General features: G+C 33.0%; 18 protein-coding genes. 8 read left to right on the forward strand and 10 right to left on the reverse strand.

From position 1 onward, the window contains the following. The first annotated feature begins 126 nt into the window (after positions 1 to 126). Positions 127 to 1,122 carry a DUF2157 domain-containing protein gene (locus tag K8B81_RS00155; RefSeq protein WP_223678079.1) on the forward strand — a complete coding sequence of 332 codons (996 nt, stop codon included), beginning with the start codon at positions 127 to 129 and terminating at the stop codon, positions 1,120 to 1,122. Beyond that, positions 1,119 to 2,288, forward strand: coding sequence for a hypothetical protein (locus K8B81_RS00160; protein ID WP_223678080.1), 1,170 nt, complete (start codon positions 1,119 to 1,121; stop codon positions 2,286 to 2,288). The genes K8B81_RS00155 and K8B81_RS00160 overlap by 4 nt, the downstream gene beginning before the upstream one ends. Positions 2,289 to 2,366: 78 nt before the next feature. On the opposite strand, the gene K8B81_RS00165 is transcribed toward K8B81_RS00160, so the two are convergent. From K8B81_RS00165 to K8B81_RS00175, 3 genes are all read right to left on the reverse strand, one after another. Beyond that, complete coding sequence (locus tag K8B81_RS00165) at positions 2,367 to 3,755, reverse strand: pectate lyase family protein (RefSeq protein ID WP_223678081.1); 1,389 nt, start codon at positions 3,753 to 3,755, stop codon at positions 2,367 to 2,369. A gap of 332 nt (positions 3,756 to 4,087) precedes the next feature. Continuing rightward, on the reverse strand, positions 4,088 to 4,876 hold the full coding sequence (locus K8B81_RS00170) for an anti-sigma factor (protein WP_223678082.1): 789 nt from the start codon (positions 4,874 to 4,876) through the stop codon (positions 4,088 to 4,090). Beyond that, positions 4,876 to 5,406: an RNA polymerase sigma factor gene (locus tag K8B81_RS00175; RefSeq protein WP_223678083.1), complete on the reverse strand. Its 531-nt coding sequence runs from the start codon at positions 5,404 to 5,406 to the stop codon at positions 4,876 to 4,878. The genes K8B81_RS00170 and K8B81_RS00175 overlap by 1 nt, the downstream gene beginning before the upstream one ends. Before the next feature lie 753 nt (positions 5,407 to 6,159). Between K8B81_RS00175 and K8B81_RS00180 the strand changes: the two genes are divergently transcribed. Then, positions 6,160 to 6,744, forward strand: a complete 585-nt coding sequence (locus K8B81_RS00180; RefSeq protein WP_223678084.1) for a glutathione peroxidase — start codon at positions 6,160 to 6,162, stop codon at positions 6,742 to 6,744. Positions 6,745 to 6,794: 50 nt separating this feature from the next. On the opposite strand, the gene K8B81_RS00185 is transcribed toward K8B81_RS00180, so the two are convergent. Then, positions 6,795 to 7,742 carry a tRNA dihydrouridine synthase gene (locus K8B81_RS00185; protein ID WP_223678085.1) on the reverse strand — a complete coding sequence of 316 codons (948 nt, stop codon included), beginning with the start codon at positions 7,740 to 7,742 and terminating at the stop codon, positions 6,795 to 6,797. A gap of 103 nt (positions 7,743 to 7,845) precedes the next feature. Next, on the reverse strand, positions 7,846 to 8,343 hold the full coding sequence (locus K8B81_RS00190; protein WP_223678086.1) for a GNAT family N-acetyltransferase: 498 nt from the start codon (positions 8,341 to 8,343) through the stop codon (positions 7,846 to 7,848). A gap of 188 nt (positions 8,344 to 8,531) precedes the next feature. Between K8B81_RS00190 and menD the strand changes: the two genes are divergently transcribed. After that, complete coding sequence (menD, locus tag K8B81_RS00195; RefSeq protein WP_223678087.1) at positions 8,532 to 10,193, forward strand: 2-succinyl-5-enolpyruvyl-6-hydroxy-3-cyclohexene-1-carboxylic-acid synthase; 1,662 nt, start codon at positions 8,532 to 8,534, stop codon at positions 10,191 to 10,193. 44 nt (positions 10,194 to 10,237) lie between these two features. Here menD and K8B81_RS00200 read toward each other — a convergent pair whose 3' ends face one another. Continuing rightward, the gene (locus K8B81_RS00200) at positions 10,238 to 11,587 is read right to left on the reverse strand and encodes a M28 family metallopeptidase (RefSeq protein WP_223678088.1); all 1,350 of its coding nucleotides are present in this window, start codon (positions 11,585 to 11,587) and stop codon (positions 10,238 to 10,240) included. 150 nt (positions 11,588 to 11,737) lie between these two features. Between K8B81_RS00200 and K8B81_RS00205 the strand changes: the two genes are divergently transcribed. Beyond that, positions 11,738 to 12,592, forward strand: coding sequence for a CvfB family protein (locus tag K8B81_RS00205; protein ID WP_223678089.1), 855 nt, complete (start codon positions 11,738 to 11,740; stop codon positions 12,590 to 12,592). Positions 12,593 to 12,646: 54 nt separating this feature from the next. Here K8B81_RS00205 and K8B81_RS00210 read toward each other — a convergent pair whose 3' ends face one another. Next, on the reverse strand, positions 12,647 to 13,519 hold the full coding sequence (locus K8B81_RS00210) for a lysophospholipid acyltransferase family protein (protein ID WP_223678090.1): 873 nt from the start codon (positions 13,517 to 13,519) through the stop codon (positions 12,647 to 12,649). A 111-nt stretch (positions 13,520 to 13,630) separates the two neighbouring features. Between K8B81_RS00210 and K8B81_RS00215 the strand changes: the two genes are divergently transcribed. From K8B81_RS00215 to K8B81_RS00225, 3 genes are all read left to right on the forward strand, one after another. After that, entirely contained in the window at positions 13,631 to 14,269 is a 639-nt protein-coding gene (locus tag K8B81_RS00215; protein ID WP_223678091.1) for a rhomboid family intramembrane serine protease, read from the forward strand. 52 nt (positions 14,270 to 14,321) lie between these two features. Next, positions 14,322 to 15,011, forward strand: coding sequence for an SIMPL domain-containing protein (locus K8B81_RS00220; protein WP_223678092.1), 690 nt, complete (start codon positions 14,322 to 14,324; stop codon positions 15,009 to 15,011). 173 nt (positions 15,012 to 15,184) lie between these two features. Next, a complete protein-coding gene (locus tag K8B81_RS00225; RefSeq protein WP_223678093.1) occupies positions 15,185 to 16,162 on the forward strand; it encodes a YheT family hydrolase in 978 nt (325 codons plus the stop codon). 114 nt (positions 16,163 to 16,276) lie between these two features. Here the strand turns inward: K8B81_RS00225 and K8B81_RS00230 are convergent, their stop codons facing one another. From K8B81_RS00230 to K8B81_RS00240, 3 genes are all read right to left on the reverse strand, one after another. Next, on the reverse strand, positions 16,277 to 17,197 hold the full coding sequence (locus K8B81_RS00230) for a glycoside hydrolase family 16 protein (protein WP_223678094.1): 921 nt from the start codon (positions 17,195 to 17,197) through the stop codon (positions 16,277 to 16,279). 45 nt (positions 17,198 to 17,242) lie between these two features. Further along, entirely contained in the window at positions 17,243 to 18,634 is a 1,392-nt protein-coding gene (locus tag K8B81_RS00235; RefSeq protein WP_223678095.1) for an endo-1,4-beta-xylanase, read from the reverse strand. An 86-nt stretch (positions 18,635 to 18,720) separates the two neighbouring features. Next, positions 18,721 to 19,824, reverse strand: a complete 1,104-nt coding sequence (locus K8B81_RS00240) for a CIA30 family protein (RefSeq protein ID WP_223678096.1) — start codon at positions 19,822 to 19,824, stop codon at positions 18,721 to 18,723. Positions 19,825 to 19,832 lie beyond the last annotated feature (8 nt).

Consider the following 19,832-nt stretch of genomic DNA (forward strand, 5'->3'; position numbering starts at 1 on the left):
TTTGAAACTTGGGAACCGATTTGTATCATTTGCAAATCGGTTTTTTATTTGATTATATCTATTTTAATTTAAGAAATTTCGACCTAAATATATATATTTGAGAATCAGTTTAAACTAATTTGAAATATGAGAGAATTTGAAGAAGAGCATACTCAAAAACTATTTGAGAGGAATTTTATTACCGAAGACCAATTAACTCAGATTAAAAGTTATCGCAGTTTGGGCATTTTTTCGCTTAACGCTGAATTAAAAATGTTTTTGTATTTATCCGTTTTGCTTTTTACATCCGGAATCGGAATTTTAATTTATGAAAACATAGATACAATTGGACACATTGCAATTTTATCTTTACTATTAATCGTAACGATTGTTTGCTTTTACTTCTGTTTTAAAAATTCAAAGGGATTCCAAAAATCAGAAACCACATTCGAAAGTCCAGTTCTGGAATATTTGGTTCTTTTGGCAAATATTCTTACTTGTATTTTTATTGGCTATTTACAATTTCAATATAAACCTTTCGGGACACATTATGGCTTGGCGACATTAGTTCCAACAATTGTCAGTTTTATTTGTGCGTATTATTTTGATAACAAAAGCGTGTTGACTATTGCCATTACGGGTTTGGCTGCTTATGTAGGCTTTTCTGTGACGCCTCAGGATTTATTTCATAATGATTTCTATTCTCATCAGGAGCTAAGTTATTCTGCCATAATTCTCGGTGGTTTATTGATTTTATGGACAATTTACAGCTCAGGGATTTCTCTTAAAATGCATTTTAATTTAATTTATTTAACATTTGCATTGCACATGATTAGTATTGCTTCAATTAGTAATATGGTCAATGAGTACGATGGTTTATGGATCCTTTTTTCTGCTGTTATGGCAGGTTCGTCTTATTACTTTTATAAAGCGAGTTATGCGCAGAAGGCTATTTCCTTATATGTTTTTATGATTATTTATGCTTACATCGGAATCAATATTTTTCTCTTCAGAATTTTTGAGAATATAGATTTTCAGGATATTTGGATGCTGTTTGTTTTAGCTATTCCAGCCTATTTTATTGGTTCAATAGTCTTGTTTATAAAATTGATTAAAAAATTTAACAAAGAAACAGCAGCATGATAGTATTCGATAAAAATAAGTTAGAAAATTCTGTTTTGATTGAAGAAGCAGATTCGTTAAAAAATGGTGGTTTTATCGGCAAAGAACAACTGGATTTTATAAAAAAAGAACTTCCGACACTTAATAGTCATAAAAATATTCTGGTTAGAATAGGTTTCTTTTTGTTAGGATCATTCTTGTATTCTTCAATATGCAGTGCTGTGTCACTTCTGGGAATTTCAGGATTAGATCATTATTGGGAAATTTTTCCCTTTTTATTTGGTATAATCGGTATTGTTGGGTCAGAATTTTTGGCTAAAAAAGATTATTACAATCATGGATTAGATGATGCCTTTATTTTAGGGACAATATTGTCTTTCGGCTGTGCAGTCACATTTATTACAAAGTTGGAAAATGTTTTTATGGTTTCGTTTATTGTGGCTATTATTTCATTAATACTATTTTTGCGTTACATTCATTTATTATCAGCACTGGTTTTTTATTTGGCATTGACCTTATCATTAGGATATTCAATATTTGAATATTTGGAAGCAGGCCAGGCAATTTTACCTTTTTTCATGATGTTCTTTGGTGCTGCTACTTATTTTTCATGCAGAAAATTGATTACAGGTCTAACAAAACCTTATTATTACAATGGAATTCTTTTAATAAAAAGCATCAGTTTGATACTGTTTTATTTATCAGGTAATTATTTAATAGTTAGGGAATTGTCAGCAAGTTTAACGGGAGGTTATTATGAGATAAGTCCCGAAATTCCGTTTGCGTTTTTCTTTTGGGTTTTCACTTTTATTGTTCCGGTTTTATATCTTTTTTATTCATTAACAAGCAAAGACAGAATTATGCTTTGGATAAGCTTTCTTGCGATAGCTTTTTCATTTTACAGTTTTCGGTTTTATCATTCGGTTTTGCCTATTGAAGTTGCATTGACGCTTGGCGGAATAATGATGTTTTCAGTTGCTTTCTATTTTATAAGAAAACTTAAAACAAAAGAAAGCGGACTAACGTTCAAACCAGACAGAATCTCAAATTCAAATGCATTTTTACATGCAGAAGCTTTAATAATCGCCTCATCTTTTGGAATGAAGCCAGAGGCTAAACCATCTGAATCTCCAATGGAATTTGGCGGTGGTGGTTTTAGTGGAGGAGGATCAGAAGGAACTTTTTAGTAATGTTTCTTATTACGAATAAAAAAAACAGCGGTAGCATAAGTTTACCGCTGTTTTTAAATTATGTAATATGTATAATTATCCTTTTAAAATCTTAAAAGTTTTAACCCTGTTTTCAATTTGTACTTTACAGATATAAACACCTCTGGTAATATTTGCAATGTTCAATTCTAATTTTTCATTGCCTGAAATATTTTTAGAAGTAGTATAAACTTTTGAGCCATTAGGAGAATAAATCTCTATAATTGCTTTACCACTTTCAATACTTGAAAATTCAATGTTTAAAACATTGTCAATTACGGTTGGATAATATTTAATTTCTAAGTTAGCCACATTATCATTTAGACCTAATGTATTAGGGCAACCTGTAGAAATCACACCATCAGCAGTGACTTGTAATGTGGCTCCTGCGCCGCAACTAGTGTTTGCTACATATTTCGCTACATCAGCTGTAGAAAGCGTAGTATATACGTATGATGGCTTTGAAGGGGTAGTTCCGTAATTTAAACCTGTTACTGCTGTAGAAGTTGATCCTTTAATGCAATTATCAAAAAATAATGCTGCTGTTCCAGTTCCTTCCGTAACTGGACTAGAAATATTTGCTATTTGTTCAAAGTTAGAATTTTCTACATAACAAGTAGAACCGTTATTACCAGCACCAAGACCAATAGCCTTTGCACTTGCCGTACTAGTTTTATAATAACAATTCAATATATGCAATTCGGCATTTCTGGCTCTGGGCATTCTTTCTTTACAGCCATCAGCCCAATAGCAGTTTTTAAAAGTAACACTAAACCTTCCGTCAGTTGTTGGAGCATCAGCAACACCTGAACCAACTAAGTTTGTGAAACTATGATTTTGAGATCCTCCAAAACCACCTTGAATTGCAGGTTTAGTATAGGTAAATTTACACCAGGAAACGGTTGTATTATCTGCCTTACCTTTAATGTCAAAATTTCCATCCATTCCATCCTGAAACTCACAATGATCTACCCAAATATTATTTCCTTCACTGGTTAAGAGATCTCTGCCATCTACATCATAAGCACCGGGACCTTCAAAAACTAAGTTTCTGATGATAACGTTATTGGATCCTGATTTTATATAAAGAATTCCGGAAAGATCCCATCTTGTCGGTTTAACGTCAGGATCAACATTTTCTGCTAATTGGGTATTGATAAGTCTGGCTCCAGGCAAACCGATAATTGTTTTGTTTGTTAGTGACACACTAGTATACTGACAATTTATAGTTCCTGATACTAATATCACTGAATTTGCGACTGTCTTAGAATTAAGAGCAGTTTCTAATTGTTCATAAGTTGTAACCGTCACAGTATTAGAAACAGTTGGGGTTCCACCTCCTGTAGCTGCAGCACCAAAACCTTCAGGAGCAGACATATAATAGTTTTGTCCAAACATAGTGGATAAACCTAGCAGGAAAAAGAGAAGGGGTAATGTTTTTTTCATTTTAAAAATTAATTTTAGTTGTTTTAAAATTTATTACAAGTGGTCAATGTAATCGATTGCACAAATTTAATTGATTAAAATTTAAAACAAATATTTTTATAAAATAATTATAATATCTGAATAGATTTTTAAGTGAATATAGGCTTAATATCGCTATTTATAAGAATAGGCTATTTTTAAATGACTTTTTTTCTTAAAACTATAATAGTGTAGTGGATTTCTTTAGAAGAATTACTGTAAAGAACTGTTATTTATTTTCTTTAGCTGATAGATAAAAAATCCCTAAATCAATAAAATTTAGGGATGGAAAGATTTAAATTTATTTTGTTGAATTAGACTTTTCCTAAAGTATATAACTGTTCCATTGTTGGAGACGGACTACCTCCTTCAGGTTCCAGCGTAATACCGAAAGCTTCTGCGTAAACAGTCTGATCTACAGCAAATATTTTTTGATTATTAGTGTCAAAATCACTTAATAAACCAATACTTGTTGGCGTTAGAACCGGACTTAGCTTAAGTGCCCAAACCTGATATACTTTTCCTTTTGGTGGTTTTGGAAGACCAGCAGCATCAATATAAGTTGTTTTGGTATCTTTATTCCAGTATACTTTTGCAAAAGAGGTTGGAGAAACAGCCTGACCTCCTAATGTTACGCCAGTGTTTTTAATATCCCTTACAATGGTTAAACTTTTTTCTATTTCTTTATTTTGTTTGTCTAAATAAGTAAAATCTCTTTCAATTTTGTTTTTTTCGTTACCCACAGTGGTAATAACATCTTTTGTTTTTGTCAGTTCTAAAGTCTGATAACCCAAACCTAACAATAATAATACTGCTGCAGCCCAGCCAATATATTGAGTTCGGTTTGATGCAGGTTTCATTTCGACTACTTTGCCATGTTTCAGTTCTAATCTGGCCTTTATTTTTTCAAAATTTTCTACCGAATGAAAAGGAGAAAAACTCGATGATAAGGCAACTATAGCTTTTTCTATTGAAATAATTTCGTTCTCAACTTCAGGATTATTTTTTGCCATTTCGGCTATTTCCAGATTTTCAGTTTCAGTCAATAAACCATAAACATAAAGTTCCAGAATTCCTGATTCTATATATTCTTGTGCTTCCATTATATTTTTAGATAATTACGTAAATCATTAATACAGTTTCTGTTTTGTGTTTTGACAGTTCCCAGCGGTATTGCCAATTCTTCTGAAGCTTCTTGCTGGGTATATCCTTTAAAGAATAACAAATCGATAATCTCAATACATTTAGGTTTTAATTTTTTCACAAATTCCTGAATTCCAATTGTATCAATTTTGTTTACGAGTTTGTTATTGTCGTCTAACAGATGTACGAAATTATCAGAGGAAAGGTTTTTTTGGCTATTATTAAAATTTTTAGACCTGAGTTTATCAATAGATGTATTTCTTGCAATGTTAAGGACCCAGGTATAAAAACGTCCTTTTCCTTCATTATAAGAATCTATGTTTTTCCAGATTTTTACGAAAACTTCCTGTAAAACATCTTCGGCTTCCTCCCTGTTTTTTATTAAAACGTTGATGACTGAAAACAAGCTTTTTGAATACATGTCATACAAGTGGGTGAAAGCTCTTTCATCTTTCTTGTAGATTAAAGCTAATAATTCTTCCTGACTCATAAATTTTAGATTTAAAGTTTTAACAAAGTTTAATTTACTTTTTCACTGGTTCATTATAAAGATAATTTATTTTTCCTGTTATTTTTTATTTTTTTTATCGCTTAAAACCCTTGTAAAATATAGAGCTTAAAAAAAATGTGCATTTTTTTTCCTCTTTTTTAAAACCAGAAACTAACTTTTTACGTAAATGCTATTATAACATAAAAATTAATCAGTTTAATAGCAGTTTGGCTAATTGATGCATAGAAATTAAGTGTGGAAAATGAATTAGTTAATAGAAAATGATTCGATTTGAACATTTAAGATTCAAATAAATTAAAAATTAATTATACTTAGTTGATGTTTTCGGGCTTCCAATGAAAAGATTATGATAATGACAATAAGGCATGAGTCAATAATTAGATATTTACCAAATACCACTTATGTAAATCGCCTGATTATAATGCCTTATTATGATGACTTTTAACATCCGAAACATCAACTATATAAAAGAAAATTTTGAACAATAAATTTTGGGGGACGGAAGCAGAACAGTTCAGTTTTACGAGCAGATCTGAGCTGTTTAGTCTTCCGTAATTAAGAATATTGAGTATTTATAAATTAAATTTCATGGTTTGATTTGTTTGTGAGTAGAAGCCTAACGCCTGATTAACGTTAGGCTTCACTTTTTTATTTAACTTTTACTTAAAAAAATAAACTTTTGATATCCTTAATTTTATACAGAATTAAGTAATTTTATAAAAAAATAAAGCGATGAATAAAATAGCATTTTTAGTTTTTAGTGCAGTCTTTTTAATAGCAGCACAAGTTCAGGCTCAGACAAGTATCAAAAAATCGAACACAGAAAAAATTATGGGAAAACAAACCATTTATCAATTTAAAGTACAGGATTTATCGGGTGATACTTTTGATTTTTCTTCTCTGAAAGGGAAAAAAATCATGATTGTAAACACAGCTTCAAAATGTGGATTAACGCCTCAGTATAAAGAATTAGAAGCTTTGTATAAAGAATATGGATCTAAAGGATTTGTAATTGTCGGATTTCCGGCAAATAATTTTGCTTCTCAGGAACCCGGAACAAATAAAGAAATTGCTGCTTTTTGCCAGCAAAATTATGGTGTAACTTTTCCAATGATGGACAAAGTTTCTGTAAAAGGGGATGATATGTGTGAGGTTTATAAATTTCTTACTCAAAAATCCAAAAATGGTCTCCAGGATTCTGAAGTAGAGTGGAATTTTCAGAAATATTTAATTAACGAAAAAGGCGAACTGGTAAAAGTTATAAAACCAAGGACATTGCCTACAGATCCAGAAATTGTGAATTGGATAAAAGGATAATATTTAAAGGTAAAACAATTGAAAATGAGATTTTTAGGAAACTGAAAATCTCATTTTTCGTTTTTGAAAATAGAGGCAACCGCTGCTTCATAATTTCGAAAGCTTTTTGCTTTTTTTATCAGTTTTAATACTTTATGCGGATTTGAAAATGTTTCTGCAAAATATTCCCATAAATGATACATTTTCAGTAAAATATGTGTTTGTCCGGATAACGATTCACTGTAAATAGCATATAAAGTATCGTGAAACTCACTGAATAATTCCATTCGGTTTGCAGGGTATTCCGGGCTGTTATTTTTTATCATCGAAGGCAAAAAAGGATCAGCGATTAATCCTCGTCCGATCATCCAATGGTCTATGGTTGGAAAACGATCCTGCATTTCGTGAAATTTTGCTACCGAAGTAATATCACCGTTATAATACAATTTATGTTTTGTATTGTCAATACATTGCTGAAACGCATCCAGGTGAACACCGCCTTTGTATAATTGTTTACCAATACGGGCATGAATCGCAATATTTTTAATAGGGTAGGTATCTAAAATTGGCAAAACATCCAGAATTTCATCGGTAGTGTCATATCCCAGGCGCATTTTCATTGAGACGATAATATCGGTTTCAGTATGTGCCCTGTCCAGGATATGATTGATTTGGTCCGTGTTTTTAATCAAACCCGAGCCCATTCCGGATTTGGTAACCATTGGATACGGACAGCCTAGATTCCAGTTTAATTCTTTATAACCCAATTCCCTGACATACTTAGCCACAAATAAAAATTCATCTGCATCATTTGTTATTACCTGCGGAATTACCTCTAAACCTGTATTGTTTTCAGGAAGTAAATCTCGTTCATAAGATGATTTTATAACCAATTTTCCATTAAGACGAATGTAAGGAGAATAAAATGTATCAATTCCGCCAAAAATTTTGTTTTGGGCATTTCTAAAACGAAAATCGGTAAATCCTTGTAAAGGTGATGAGAGCAGGGTAAAATCCATAATATTTGCAAAGTGGCAAAGATACTATATGTAAACCGGATTTTTGGATATGATTTTTATCTTCTAATTTTTTTCAATTTTTAATGTATTTGCTTCAACTATATTATTCCAAAATCAACTGCATGAATACAAGATCAAGCCAATGATCAAATTTGTAACCAACTTCACGAATTGTTCCAATAGAAACAAATCCAAATTTTTCATGAAAAGCAATACTTCCAGTATTATCAGCATCAATCGCTCCAATCATAACGTGATATCCCTGAGCTTTTGCTAACCGAATCAACTCAGTTAATAATTTTGAACCAACACCTTTTCCGATTACATTATCTACAACATACACTGAATGTTCAACGGTATATTGATAGCCAATTTTTTCACGGAATTGTCCATAACTTCCAAAACCAACAACTTCACCATCTAAATCAGCCACCACTACCGGAAGATTTTTAGCTGTCTTATCTTCAAACCATTTCGTCTGAACTTCTAAATTTTGAATTTCATAACTATAATTTGCTGTAGTATGCAAGATAGAATGATTAACGATGTTCAGGATTTTGTCTAAATCGTTTGATGTCGCGGGCCTAAGTGTTAAGTTCATAATAATTAAGATAAAAATAGAGATCTTCATTCTTATGAAAATCAGTTTTACAAATGTATTTCCTTTTTCTAAAAAACACATTTAATATCTTTCTGTTTTTAAGTTAAATCAGGAGTGAAGTTTGTAACTTTGTGTTGTCAAAAAGAAATTTTCATTTTTAAATTTCTTTAAAATAATACACTATTAGAATGATTTACCCCAAAATACCACTTGCTCAAAGCATTATCGAAATTTGCTCGGCAAAAGGAATTCACAACATTATAATTTCTCCGGGATCAAGAAATGCCCCTTTAACGATTGGTTTCGCCCAAAACCCTAATTTTAAGTGTTACAGTATTGCAGATGAGCGTTGTGCTGCATTTTTTGCTTTGGGAATTGCCCAGCAAACAAAAAATCCAACGGCTGTTGTCTGTACATCTGGGTCGGCATTATTAAATTATTATCCCGCTGTAGCCGAAGCATTTTACAGCCAGATTCCGTTGATTGTAATTTCGGCAGATCGTCCTCAGAATAAAATTGATATTGGTGATGGTCAAACGATTCGTCAGCAAAATGTTTTCCGGAATCATTCGGTTTTCAATGCTAATTTAACTGAAGAAGCTTCGGAAGAAAATGACCTGAAAATAAATAAAGCTATAGAAACTGCCATTATTCAAAAAGGACCTGTTCACATTAATGCACCTTTTGAAGAGCCTCTTTATGAAACCACAGACACACTTTCAGTTGAACCAAAAATCACACCTGCTGATGAAATCATTGGAAAAAAAGCAATTGAAAATGTAGCAGATTTTGTTTCAATTTGGAATTCAGCTAAGCGAAAACTGGTTTTAGTTGGTGTAAATGAAGGAGATTCAATTGCCCCAAAAACAATTGAAAACCTGGCTAACAACCCATCAGTTGTTGTGCTGACTGAAACTACTTCTAATTTGCATCATCCCAATTTTATTAATAGTATAGACACCTTAATCACACCTTTTGATGATGCAGACTTTAAGGAATTTGAACCTGAAATTTTAATAACCTTTGGAGGAATGGTGGTTTCCAAGCGTATTAAAGGCTTTCTAAGAAAATACAAACCACAGCATCACTGGCACATTGATACGCTGCGTGCCTATGACACATTCAATGCACTGACTAAACATTTTGTAATGCAGCCAAATGATTTTTTTAATGATTTATTGGCTAAAACTATTTTTACAGAAAGTGAATATTTTGAGCAAATTAATCAGGTCTATCAGCTGCGAAAAATTAAAAGGGAAAAGTATTTAGAAAAAATACCATTTTCAGATTTTAAAGTATTCAAAGAAATAATCGAATCTTTGCCAAAAAACAGTCAGTTACAGATTAGTAACAGTTCGGCTATTCGATATGCACAATTAATTGATATTGATTCTTCTATCGAGGTTTTTTGCAACAGAGGCACGAGTGGCATCGATGGAAGTACCTCCACAGCAATTGGCGCTGCTGTCGCGAGTCAAAAACAAACCGTTTTTATTACCGGCGATATTAGCTTTTTATACGACAGCAACGCTTTGTGGAATGCTTATATTCCTAAAAATTTCAAAATCATTTTGATTAATAATGGAGGAGGAGGAATTTTCAGGATTTTGCCGGGTCATCAAGAAAAACCTGTTTTTAATACTTATTTTGAAACTTCACACCATTTAACAGCAGAGCATCTGGCAAAAATGTATCAACTGAATTATTATACAGTAACTGATACAGATTCATTAGAAAAAAACATCAAATCTTTTTATGACACCAATGACGCTCCTGCTATTTTAGAAATATTTACGCCTACTGCTGAAAATGATGTTGTTTTGAAACAATATTTTAAAGAGTTAATTTAAAAAGAAAAGCGCCAAAATTTGGCGCTTTTTTATTGACAGTATTTTTATCTAATCGGAATAGGGAAAACAGGGAGGCTTGAATGACCTAAGGCATCAACTGTTTGTACAGCAAAGAAATAGTTGTCTTTAGAGTATGGAATTTCAGCTTTAGTATCTTTTACAAAAAAAGTCTTTTCCCAATGAGGTGATGAAGTTTCACGCATCAAAATCTGGTATCCGAATTGTGGTTTATTTTCTGGAGCATTCCAAAGTAAAGTAGATGAATTAGAAAGATTTTTAACTTCAATTCCAACATTTACAGGAGCTTTTGGAGACCAGGCCAGATTAGCCAAAACAGCTAGGTTTGCACATGTGTTTTTTCTCAAATAATCGAAATCCATAAATTCAGGGAGATCACCAAATTTAGTATTGTTTTCTGTCCTTAAATCCTGATGCTGATGATCAAAATTTTCGTTCATTTCGCAAAAACGAACTGCAGTAAAACCATTTTGACTAAATGGAGTATGATCACCACCACGCAAAAAACGATCATTTCTATACACTAATTTTACAGAAAGCTGATCGACATATTGTTCTGTTACTGTCTTAATATAACGGGCTAACAATCTTGAAGGACTGTCATTATCGCGATTAGTTGCTTTACGCATTTTAGCTTCTTCTTCAGTTTCTAAAAACGGAATGGCTTCACTAAAAACCCTGACTTGTGTATTGTCTCTTAAATTAGTTCCACTAGATAAACTGTTGCCGATCATATCGTTATTTAGCATAGCAATAATATTCCAATTAGATGCTTTTGCTAACTCCGCTAAATGTCTGGATCCATACAATCCTTGTTCTTCACCTGTTACAGCTACAAAAATAATGGTAGAAGAAAAAGATCTTTTACTCATTATTTTTGCGAGTTCCATTACAGCAGCAACTCCTGAACCGTCATCGTTTGCACCTGGCGCATCAGATGTTACATTCATTACATCAGAAACACGCGAATCAAGATGTCCGCTAATAATAAGTACTCGATTATCATTAGGATCTGAACCTTTTAAAGTTGCCATTACATTCCCTAGCTGACAGTCAGCTTTAATTCGTTTTCCATCTGCTTTAACCGTAAAATAGTCTATTGTCGAAGTAAGTCTTCCACCAGATTCTAAGGCATATTTATTAAACTCAGATTTTACCCATTGTTGTGCAGCGCCAATTCCTTTTGCTTTGCTTTTAGTATCGCTTAAAGTATGTCGGGTTCCAAAAGTGATTAATTTTCGAACAGTTGCTTCCAAATTTTGAGTCTTAACTTCAGAAATCATTTGTTTTATCTCCGGATCTTCAGCAACCTGAGAAATAGCTATTTGATAAAAAGACAAAAAGATAAAAACGAAATAAAAGATGTTTTTTTTCATTTGACGGGAGAATTATTTAAGGTTCTCAAATTTAATTATAATAAAAGAGGCTCGCTCATTTTTTATAAAAATATTTTTCGCTGTACTCACTTTCAAACTTCGTACATTTGCATTTTAAAACTTAGCTGAGTCAGCTTAGAACTTCAGAATATGATTGAAATAGGAAAATACAATACACTTACCATATTACGTGATACAAAGGTGGGTTTGTTTTTAGGAAATCCTGAAAAAGACCCGGAAGGAGTTCATGATATATTACTACCAAATAAATATGTCCCTAATGAATTTGAAATAGGCGAAGAGCTTGTTGTTTTTGTTTATTTGGATCATGAACAGCGCCCGGTTGCTACGACACTTGAACCTTATATTTTGCTGAATGAATTCGCACTCCTACGAGTGAATTATATCAATCAGGTTGGTGCATTTATGGATTGGGGAATGGAGAAAGATATTCTCGTTCCGTTTAAGGAGCAGGCGCGTCCGATGGAAAAAGGGAAACGTTATCTTGTTTACCTTTATATGGATGAGAAGACAAAACGTTTAGTAGCATCAAGTAAAACCAATCAGTTCCTGAGTAATGACAATTTAACGGTTGAAAAAGGGGAAGAGGTTGATTTAATCGTTTCGCATATTACAGAAATCGGTATTAACGTTATTATTAACGAACAGCATAAAGGATTGCTTTATAAAGACGAAGTATACGACGATTCAATAAGAACAGGTGACAGAATGCGGGGCTACATCAAAAATATTCGTCCGGATAACAAAATAGATGTAGCATTGCAAATTCAGGGTTATCAAAGTATTGAACCTAACGCAGAAAAAATTTTAGATGAATTAAGAGCTAATCGCGGCTTTCTCCGTTTAAATGACAATTCACATCCTGAAGATATTAAGACCGTTTTAAAAATGAGTAAAAAAACGTTCAAAAAGGCAATAGGAGCTTTGTATAAAGAAAAACTCATCGAAATAAAAGAGGACGGTATTTATCTTGTAAAAGAATAAATTCGATTCTATTCGGAAAAAAAAGCTCAAAAGTTATTAACTTTTGAGCTTTTTTTAATTTTTTCGGTGTTTCCATCTTTTGTGTGTCCACAAATAATATTCAGGCGCTTCGTAAATTTGTTTTTCCAATTCCTTTATATACATTTCTGTAATTTTGAAATCTTCATAATCTTTTGGATTATCTGCAAGAGTAAGGAAAGTAGCTTCATAATAGCCTCTTTTTACCTTTTTAACTTTTACCATTATAACGCTTAAGTCGTATTTTTTTGCAAGCATTTCAGCACCGGTATGTACTGGAACTTCAATTCCCATAAAATCGTTCGAATGAAAAATACGGTCTAATTTAGGTGACTGATCACTGGCTAAACCATATAAGCTTAGTTTTCCTTCACGCTGGTTTTGTGCCATAAGTGGAATTGCATTTTTGGTTGGAATCATTTCGCAATTATATTTTGTACGAATTTTTCGAATCAATTTATCAAAATATGGATTAGCGAGTTTTTTATATACAGCAACTCCCTGAAATCCAAGTTTAGGATTAATGGTCAAAAGCCATTCGTAACTTGCATAATGTGAGGCTACTAATATGATACTTTTTCCTTTTTTTGCATAATCTAATATAAGATCTATGTTAGTGACATGAAATCTCTTTTCCATTTCTTCAGGCGAAATACTCATAGTTTTGATCATTTCTAAAAACATGTCGCACATATGCTGATAAAATTTCTTTTCGATTTTTTTTCTTTCAGCATCATTCAAATGAGGCAATGCAAGTGACAGGTTCTCGCGGACAACTTTTTTACGATAACCAATAATATAATACACCAGAAAATAAACACAATCAGAAAACCAGTAAAATATTCTAAATGGAAGTATGGAAATAAGCCACAGTAATGGATAGGCTAAGATATAAATGAGAAACTGCATCTAATTTTTTTTGCAAAGATAAAATAAAAAAAAAAATCGGACTTAAAATTTAGTAAATCTCTAACCTTTCCTGAGAATGTTTATATTTACAATTCACAATAATTATTATTTATGAATACCATTTTGATAGGAATTATCATTGCCAATGTTTTAATTAGTTACAAAGGTTTCAATGATCTTTATTTTTTTAGAAAGTACGAATTTCATGTAGGAAGCATCAGATCGGGCGAACAAATCAGGATGATTTCATCAGGTTTTTTGCATGCCGATATGATGCATTTGGCTTTTAATATGCTGACACTTTGGTTTTTTGCACCAGTAGTTTTAAACTGGCTTGGTACCTTTTCTTTTGTTTTAGTTTATTTTGGAAGTTTAATTTTTGGGAGTCTCCTTACGATGATCTTTCATAAAAATGATTATAGCTACAGAGCAGTAGGAGCATCCGGGGCTGTAACGGGAGTTTTGTATTCGGCTATTTTGTTGCAGCCTGATATGATGCTGGGAATCTTTTTTGTAATTCCGATTCCAGCCTACCTTTTTGGAATTTTATACTTATTGTATTCGATTTACGGAATGAGGGCTAAGAATGATAATATTGGGCACACAGCACATTTTGGAGGTGCTGTAGGAGGTTATTTGATTACGCTGATAAAAGAGCCGTCATTAATGGCAGATCATAGTTTGATGACAATCTTGCTCGCAATTCCTATTTTGATACTTTTTGTTATGGCGAAATTTGGGAAATTGTAATGCTGGCACAACTTTTGAAATGCCCTTATCAATAATTTTAAATATAACAAAAATGAAAAAACTAGTCTTATTTTTAACAATAACGTTTATGACAATGTCTTACGGCCAGGAAACAAAACAAATTCCCCAAATCAATGTTAACGGAGAAGGAAAAGTAAAAATTGCTCCGGATCAGGTTTCGATCTCTGCAACAGTTGAAACCAAAGGAAATAATGCTAAAGATGTCAAAAAACAAAATGACGAAAAAATGGATGCTGTTTTAAAATTCATCAAAAAAATGAATATTCCAACGGCTGATTTCAGAACAAAACAGGTTGCACTCAATCCACAGTACGATTACGAAAAAAAGAAAACAAGTTACAACGCGGTTCAGACAGTAGAAATTCTGTTGAAAGATTTGTCTAAATACGATGAATTAATGGAAGGTTTAGTTCAGCAGGGCATTAATCGTATTGATAAAGTTTCTTTTGAGTCGTCTAAATTAGCACAACATCAATCAGAAGCAAGAAAAATAGCTATGAAAGATGCTAAAGCAAAAGCAGAAGATTATGTTTCAGTTTTAGGACAAAAAGTAGGGAAGGCTTTTGTTATATCTGATAATTCACAAATATATCAGCCACAGCCTATGTACGCTTCCATGAGAATGAAGGAATCTGCAGATTCAGTTCCATCAAATGAGACCTTGGCAATTGGAGAAATTGAAATCACAGCCAATGTAAGTGTTAGTTTTATTCTGGATTAAATTTTTACATCCAGGCTTATTATAAAATCCAAATACCAAATCATACTGGTGTTTGGATTTTTTTTGACAATTCATTTTAATACTGATTTTAAGAAGTGAAATAAAAGGCAGTTTTTAACTACAATATTGATTGATTCCTTAGATTTGTATGAAGCATTATAAAAAGTTGTATCATGCCAATAATTGAACAATCAGAATACAATTTTCCTCCTGTTGTCCATCGCAACAGACACATTTCTACTATCTATGCCGCTTTGTTCAAAAAGTTTGAAGTTCCCGCATATACAAGGGAAAAACATGAACTGAATGACGGCGATTTTATCAATATCGATTTTGTTATCAATAATGCTAAAAAAGCAGTTATTTTATGTCATGGTTTAGAAGGTGATTCTCGCAGGACATACAATAACAGCTGTTCAGCTTATTTTCAGCAAAAAGGATTTTCAGTTTTCGCCTGGAATAACCGTACTTGCGGAGGAGAAATGAACCGTCTTCCCAGACTTTATCATCATGGAGCAGTTGATGACCTTGATGCAGTGGTTCAGTTTGTTTTAAAAAAAGGATTCGAAGAGGTTTATCTGATTGGCTATTCTATGGGAGGAGTTCAGCTTTTGAATTATTTGGGCTGGACAAAAATTGATGAACGCATAAAAGCGGCTGTTTCGATTTCGGTACCCACTCATATATCGACAAGTGCAGCTGTTCTTAAACAGGGTTTTAACCGGGTTTATTTAAAGAATTTTACAATAGATATTAAAAGAAAGCTTAAATATAAAGCTGCCCAGTTTCCTGATTTTATAAACAGCGATCAGATTGATAAAATTTCTTCTTTTGATGAAGTTGACCAGTATTTTACAGCGCCACTACACGGATTTGCAAGCCGTGATGAGTATTATGAGCGCGTTTCGCCTGAATTTTCCCTAAAAGACATTACCACTCCGGTTTTAATCATTAATTCGCTTGATGATCCTTTTTTAGGCGAAAGATGTTATCCAAGGGCTATAGCCCAAAATAGTAAATATGTTTATCTTGAAACCCCAAAATATGGTGGTCACTGCGCTTTTCCTATGCGAAATTCAACCTATTCTTATGCGGAGAAAAGAGCGTATGAGTTTTTCGAATCTTTAAGCCTTCAAATTTTTCAAGCCTGATATTAAAGTTTGGGTTTGAACGGAAGCTTTCAATTAGTTTAATATAAAGGCAAAATGGCCGAAATTGCTTTCGGCCATAATAAAGAATTATTTGTTATTGATAAACTAACATTTTTAGATTGGTCTTTTGTAAACGGTTACATCATCTACCCACATCATTACAGTCGAAAATAAGTTAATTTTATTCGGATCAATGAAGCTGGAATCTTTTGATCCTACATTCATATTAAAAACAATCGAATGTGTCCCAAAATTATTCAAATTGAGTTTAGCTGTACCACTGTTGGTATATGTGGCAACTGTAATGTTGTCAACCTTTATAGTTACTGTTACAACATTGTCTTTCATTTTCCAAAAGGATTCATATAAGTGCCATCCATTGTTTGCATTAATATTAAAACTACCGGGATAATTTCTTTCAGCTGAATTTCCTAATAAATTTGTTCCGACAGCTGTTCCATAAAAAAGATTTGAAGCAAAACGACTGGTATTTGGTGCAAAAGAATAGCCTTCCATAATATCGATTTCACCTTTGGTTGGCCATCCGTTCCCTTGTACAGTCCAGAAAGCAGGCCAGGCACCATAAGTTTCTGTGAAAGATTTGTAAGTTCCGCCATCCATTGCCACCAATTTAATATTAGCAGAAAGCATATACTCTGTATTGTTTTCAGGCTTATACTGATAATTAGAGCTAATAAAGCCAGATCGATACTTGTTGGCACTCAATTTAGTAGTTTTGATTTCTAAACACTGTTTTCCGTCTCTCCATTGAGTTGTAGGTACCGAACTATGATAATCACAATAAGGCGAATTATAATCAGTACGTTGTTCTTTCGTCCATTGTGACAGATTTGAGCCTACATTAAAAGTATCTTCAAATTGTTTCACCCACGGCGCCGAAGCGACTTTACCTGTGCTTTTATTTGCATTTACATTTGCTAACTGGCTTTCTGATAAAGGAGCGGAATTGTCTGAACAGGATGCAAATCCTATTAGGTATGTCATTGCCAGGGATAATAAACTTAACTTTTTCATGATTTCTTTTTTTGGTTAATTATAGTAAAGTGTATGCTTTAAAACTTAATCTAAGCCTTCCAGGAATCCCGTATGAGCACTTTTAATAGTAAAATTTGCATCATATAACAGAGGCCAGTCATTACCTACATGGTTCAGTTCCGTGCTGTATGGAATCCAGGATTCATTATCTTTCATGCCCCAAATTGTTAAAGCATATTTATTGGCCGCAGGAAGTGCATTGTAAATTTGGACCATTTCTTTATATTTTGCTTTTTGTGCCAGTCTTCTTTCGTTGGTAAAAGTCGAAATATCATTAAATTGGTTTACCTGAATATCTAATTCAGATACATGGATTTTTAAACCTTTAGCGACAGCTTTATTAAGATCAGTTTCAATTTGAGCCTTTGTTGGGCTTAGATAAGTATTATGCATCTGATAACCCAGTCCATTAATTAGATTACTGGCTTTTAAATCATCTACGATGCTGAAAACTCTATTTTGCTTTGGAATATTAGTAGATGTGGCATAATCATTATAAAACAATAATAAATTTGTATCACCCGCTGCATTTGCTGCATTTCTGGCCCACTGAAAACAATCTTTAATATAATTTGGCCCCATTCGCTGAAGAAAAATAGTATTTCTCATAGCACCGTTATTATCATCGGCTGCTTCATTTACAACGTCCCAGGATTTTACTTTACCAGCATAATGAGTAACAACATCTGTAATGTATTTTTTTACTTCTAATACAAATTCTGCATCAGTACCTGCATAATTTTTTAACCATTCCGGTACCGAATTATGCCACACTAAAGCATGACCATGTACATTGATGTTATTAGCATTTCCGTAAGCTACAATTTTATCAGCTACAGCCCAGTTGTAAACACCGCTTGCCGTAGAAATCTGATCCATTTTCATTTCATATTCGGCAGAAATACTGCTGAATTCATTTTTTAAAATGATATCATACTGACTTCCATTAGTCAGTTGAAATGCTTTTACGGCCATACCAACAAAAAACGGATTGGCTAATTTATTTGCTTTTACCTTTAAAAAAGTTGGGTCTTCCGGAATACCGCTAGAACCAGTAGTTACGACGCTAATGACATTAGAATAATCTGAAATCTGTGTTTCATTTTTGGCTCTTACACGGTAATAATATTGTGTTCCTCCGGTTAAGCCTGACACAACGTCGTTCAAATCTGTAACTTCTTTTGAATTATAATTTGGCAGAAAAGAGTCAAAATTTTCGCTGGTCGAAACATCTAGCAAATAGCTTTTTGAGTGTGAAACGTAATACCATTTTGCTTTAAAACCATTGTCGTTTACATCTTTTGGTGCAATAGCAATTGGCGTTTCTAAAACATCAGGGCTTTCGCTGTCATCTTTAGAGCAGGCATTTAAAAAAACGACAAAGCTCGTCAGCATTACTAAAAATTTAATTTTCATACTTTTTATTTATATTTTTTTGTTTTGTAATTTATGAAGAGGCTGTTTTTAATCACAGCCTCCTGAATTTTAAAATAGGCAGTCAATTATTGGTAGCGAATTTTAATATTATCATATTTTATTATACTTGGATTAGGGGTGTCATCCTGAATAACGCCAATTTTGATTTCATTTATTTTAGAAACATCTAAAGTAGCTGCTGTATTTGAGCCAAAACCATAATTGTCTTTAAAATCAGCTATCGAAATTGTTTTAGTCGTCCAGTTTACATCCGTAACTTTAAAATTATAAGCGAAGTTGGCATTATCAATAGTGTTTAACTGAATGGCAAATTGTGCTCCTGTAACATTGGCGCTTATATCAATATCGATATATGCTTTTTTAGCATCTGTATTTGTTGCGCTTAAGAAACTTGTTCCTCCTCCGGCACTGCTTCCGTTGTAGCCATTTGAAGTCGAACCAGACCAGGTAAAGGTTGCATAATTGCCTGATGGACCACCGGCAGTATTGGCATTAAAAGAAGCAACATCGCCATAAGAAAACCAATCTTTTCTTGCGCCATTACCGTCAAAATCTGATACAAGAACGACAGTAACAAAATCTATTATTTTTTTTACTGTACCTCCTGGAGTGGTAATTGCCAGCTCAGATCCTGAAGCGGCATTGGCAGGTAAGCCTATAATAATCGATGAGGATGATTTTGCAGTATAACTAATTGCTACTCCTCCTAAGGTTACAGAGGAAACATTATAAAACCAGGTCCCTTCAATTTCTAATGGAAATCCTGGTGTGGCAACCGCCGGAATTGTTTTTGTAATGGTTGGAACAGGCTGTAAAATCTCAATGTTTTTCGTAACTGAGCCATTTGCAGTAATAAATGTAATAGGCTGTACTCCAAACCTGCTTCCTAGTTTTTCATCAAAGGGAATAGTGAAAATAAACGCTTTATCTGAATTGTAATTAGGATTAAAACTGATATTAATTTTATCATCCAGGGTAATTTTTTTTAATCCTGTTAGACCTTCGCCTTCAACTCTGACTTTATTTGTTGGAAAGGCCTGATTTAACAAATCTCCGGGTTCTGCAATCATTGCATCTATATTTGTGGCAGGTGCATCATCATTTTGGCAGGCGGTAAAAGAAGCCAAAGCGAAAAAAATTAAAATTCTATATTTTATTTTCTTGATCATAGTGAATG

The organism is Flavobacterium hibisci (assembly GCF_020026925.1).
GTDB lineage: Bacteria > Bacteroidota > Bacteroidia > Flavobacteriales > Flavobacteriaceae > Flavobacterium > Flavobacterium hibisci.

Excerpts from the sequence above, each read along its gene's own strand:
- K8B81_RS00190 (WP_223678086.1), bottom strand. The coding sequence starts at position 8,343 with ATGAACTTAACACTTAGGCCCGCGACATCAAACGATTTAGACAAAATC.
- K8B81_RS00170 (WP_223678082.1), bottom strand. The coding sequence starts at position 4,876 with ATGGAAGCACAAGAATATATAGAATCAGGAATTCTGGAACTTTATGTT.
- K8B81_RS00225 (WP_223678093.1), top strand. The coding sequence starts at position 15,185 with ATGCCAATAATTGAACAATCAGAATACAATTTTCCTCCTGTTGTCCAT.
- K8B81_RS00180 (WP_223678084.1), top strand. The coding sequence starts at position 6,160 with ATGAATAAAATAGCATTTTTAGTTTTTAGTGCAGTCTTTTTAATAGCA.
- K8B81_RS00220 (WP_223678092.1), top strand. The coding sequence starts at position 14,322 with ATGAAAAAACTAGTCTTATTTTTAACAATAACGTTTATGACAATGTCT.
- K8B81_RS00210 (WP_223678090.1), bottom strand. The coding sequence starts at position 13,519 with ATGCAGTTTCTCATTTATATCTTAGCCTATCCATTACTGTGGCTTATT.
- K8B81_RS00200 (WP_223678088.1), bottom strand. The coding sequence starts at position 11,587 with ATGAAAAAAAACATCTTTTATTTCGTTTTTATCTTTTTGTCTTTTTAT.
- menD (WP_223678087.1), top strand. The coding sequence starts at position 8,532 with ATGATTTACCCCAAAATACCACTTGCTCAAAGCATTATCGAAATTTGC.
- K8B81_RS00240 (WP_223678096.1), bottom strand. The coding sequence starts at position 19,824 with ATGATCAAGAAAATAAAATATAGAATTTTAATTTTTTTCGCTTTGGCT.
- K8B81_RS00155 (WP_223678079.1), top strand. The coding sequence starts at position 127 with ATGAGAGAATTTGAAGAAGAGCATACTCAAAAACTATTTGAGAGGAAT.
- K8B81_RS00160 (WP_223678080.1), top strand. The coding sequence starts at position 1,119 with ATGATAGTATTCGATAAAAATAAGTTAGAAAATTCTGTTTTGATTGAA.
- K8B81_RS00205 (WP_223678089.1), top strand. The coding sequence starts at position 11,738 with ATGATTGAAATAGGAAAATACAATACACTTACCATATTACGTGATACA.
- K8B81_RS00215 (WP_223678091.1), top strand. The coding sequence starts at position 13,631 with ATGAATACCATTTTGATAGGAATTATCATTGCCAATGTTTTAATTAGT.
- K8B81_RS00230 (WP_223678094.1), bottom strand. The coding sequence starts at position 17,197 with ATGAAAAAGTTAAGTTTATTATCCCTGGCAATGACATACCTAATAGGA.
- K8B81_RS00235 (WP_223678095.1), bottom strand. The coding sequence starts at position 18,634 with ATGAAAATTAAATTTTTAGTAATGCTGACGAGCTTTGTCGTTTTTTTA.
- K8B81_RS00165 (WP_223678081.1), bottom strand. The coding sequence starts at position 3,755 with ATGAAAAAAACATTACCCCTTCTCTTTTTCCTGCTAGGTTTATCCACT.
- K8B81_RS00185 (WP_223678085.1), bottom strand. The coding sequence starts at position 7,742 with ATGGATTTTACCCTGCTCTCATCACCTTTACAAGGATTTACCGATTTT.
- K8B81_RS00175 (WP_223678083.1), bottom strand. The coding sequence starts at position 5,406 with ATGAGTCAGGAAGAATTATTAGCTTTAATCTACAAGAAAGATGAAAGA.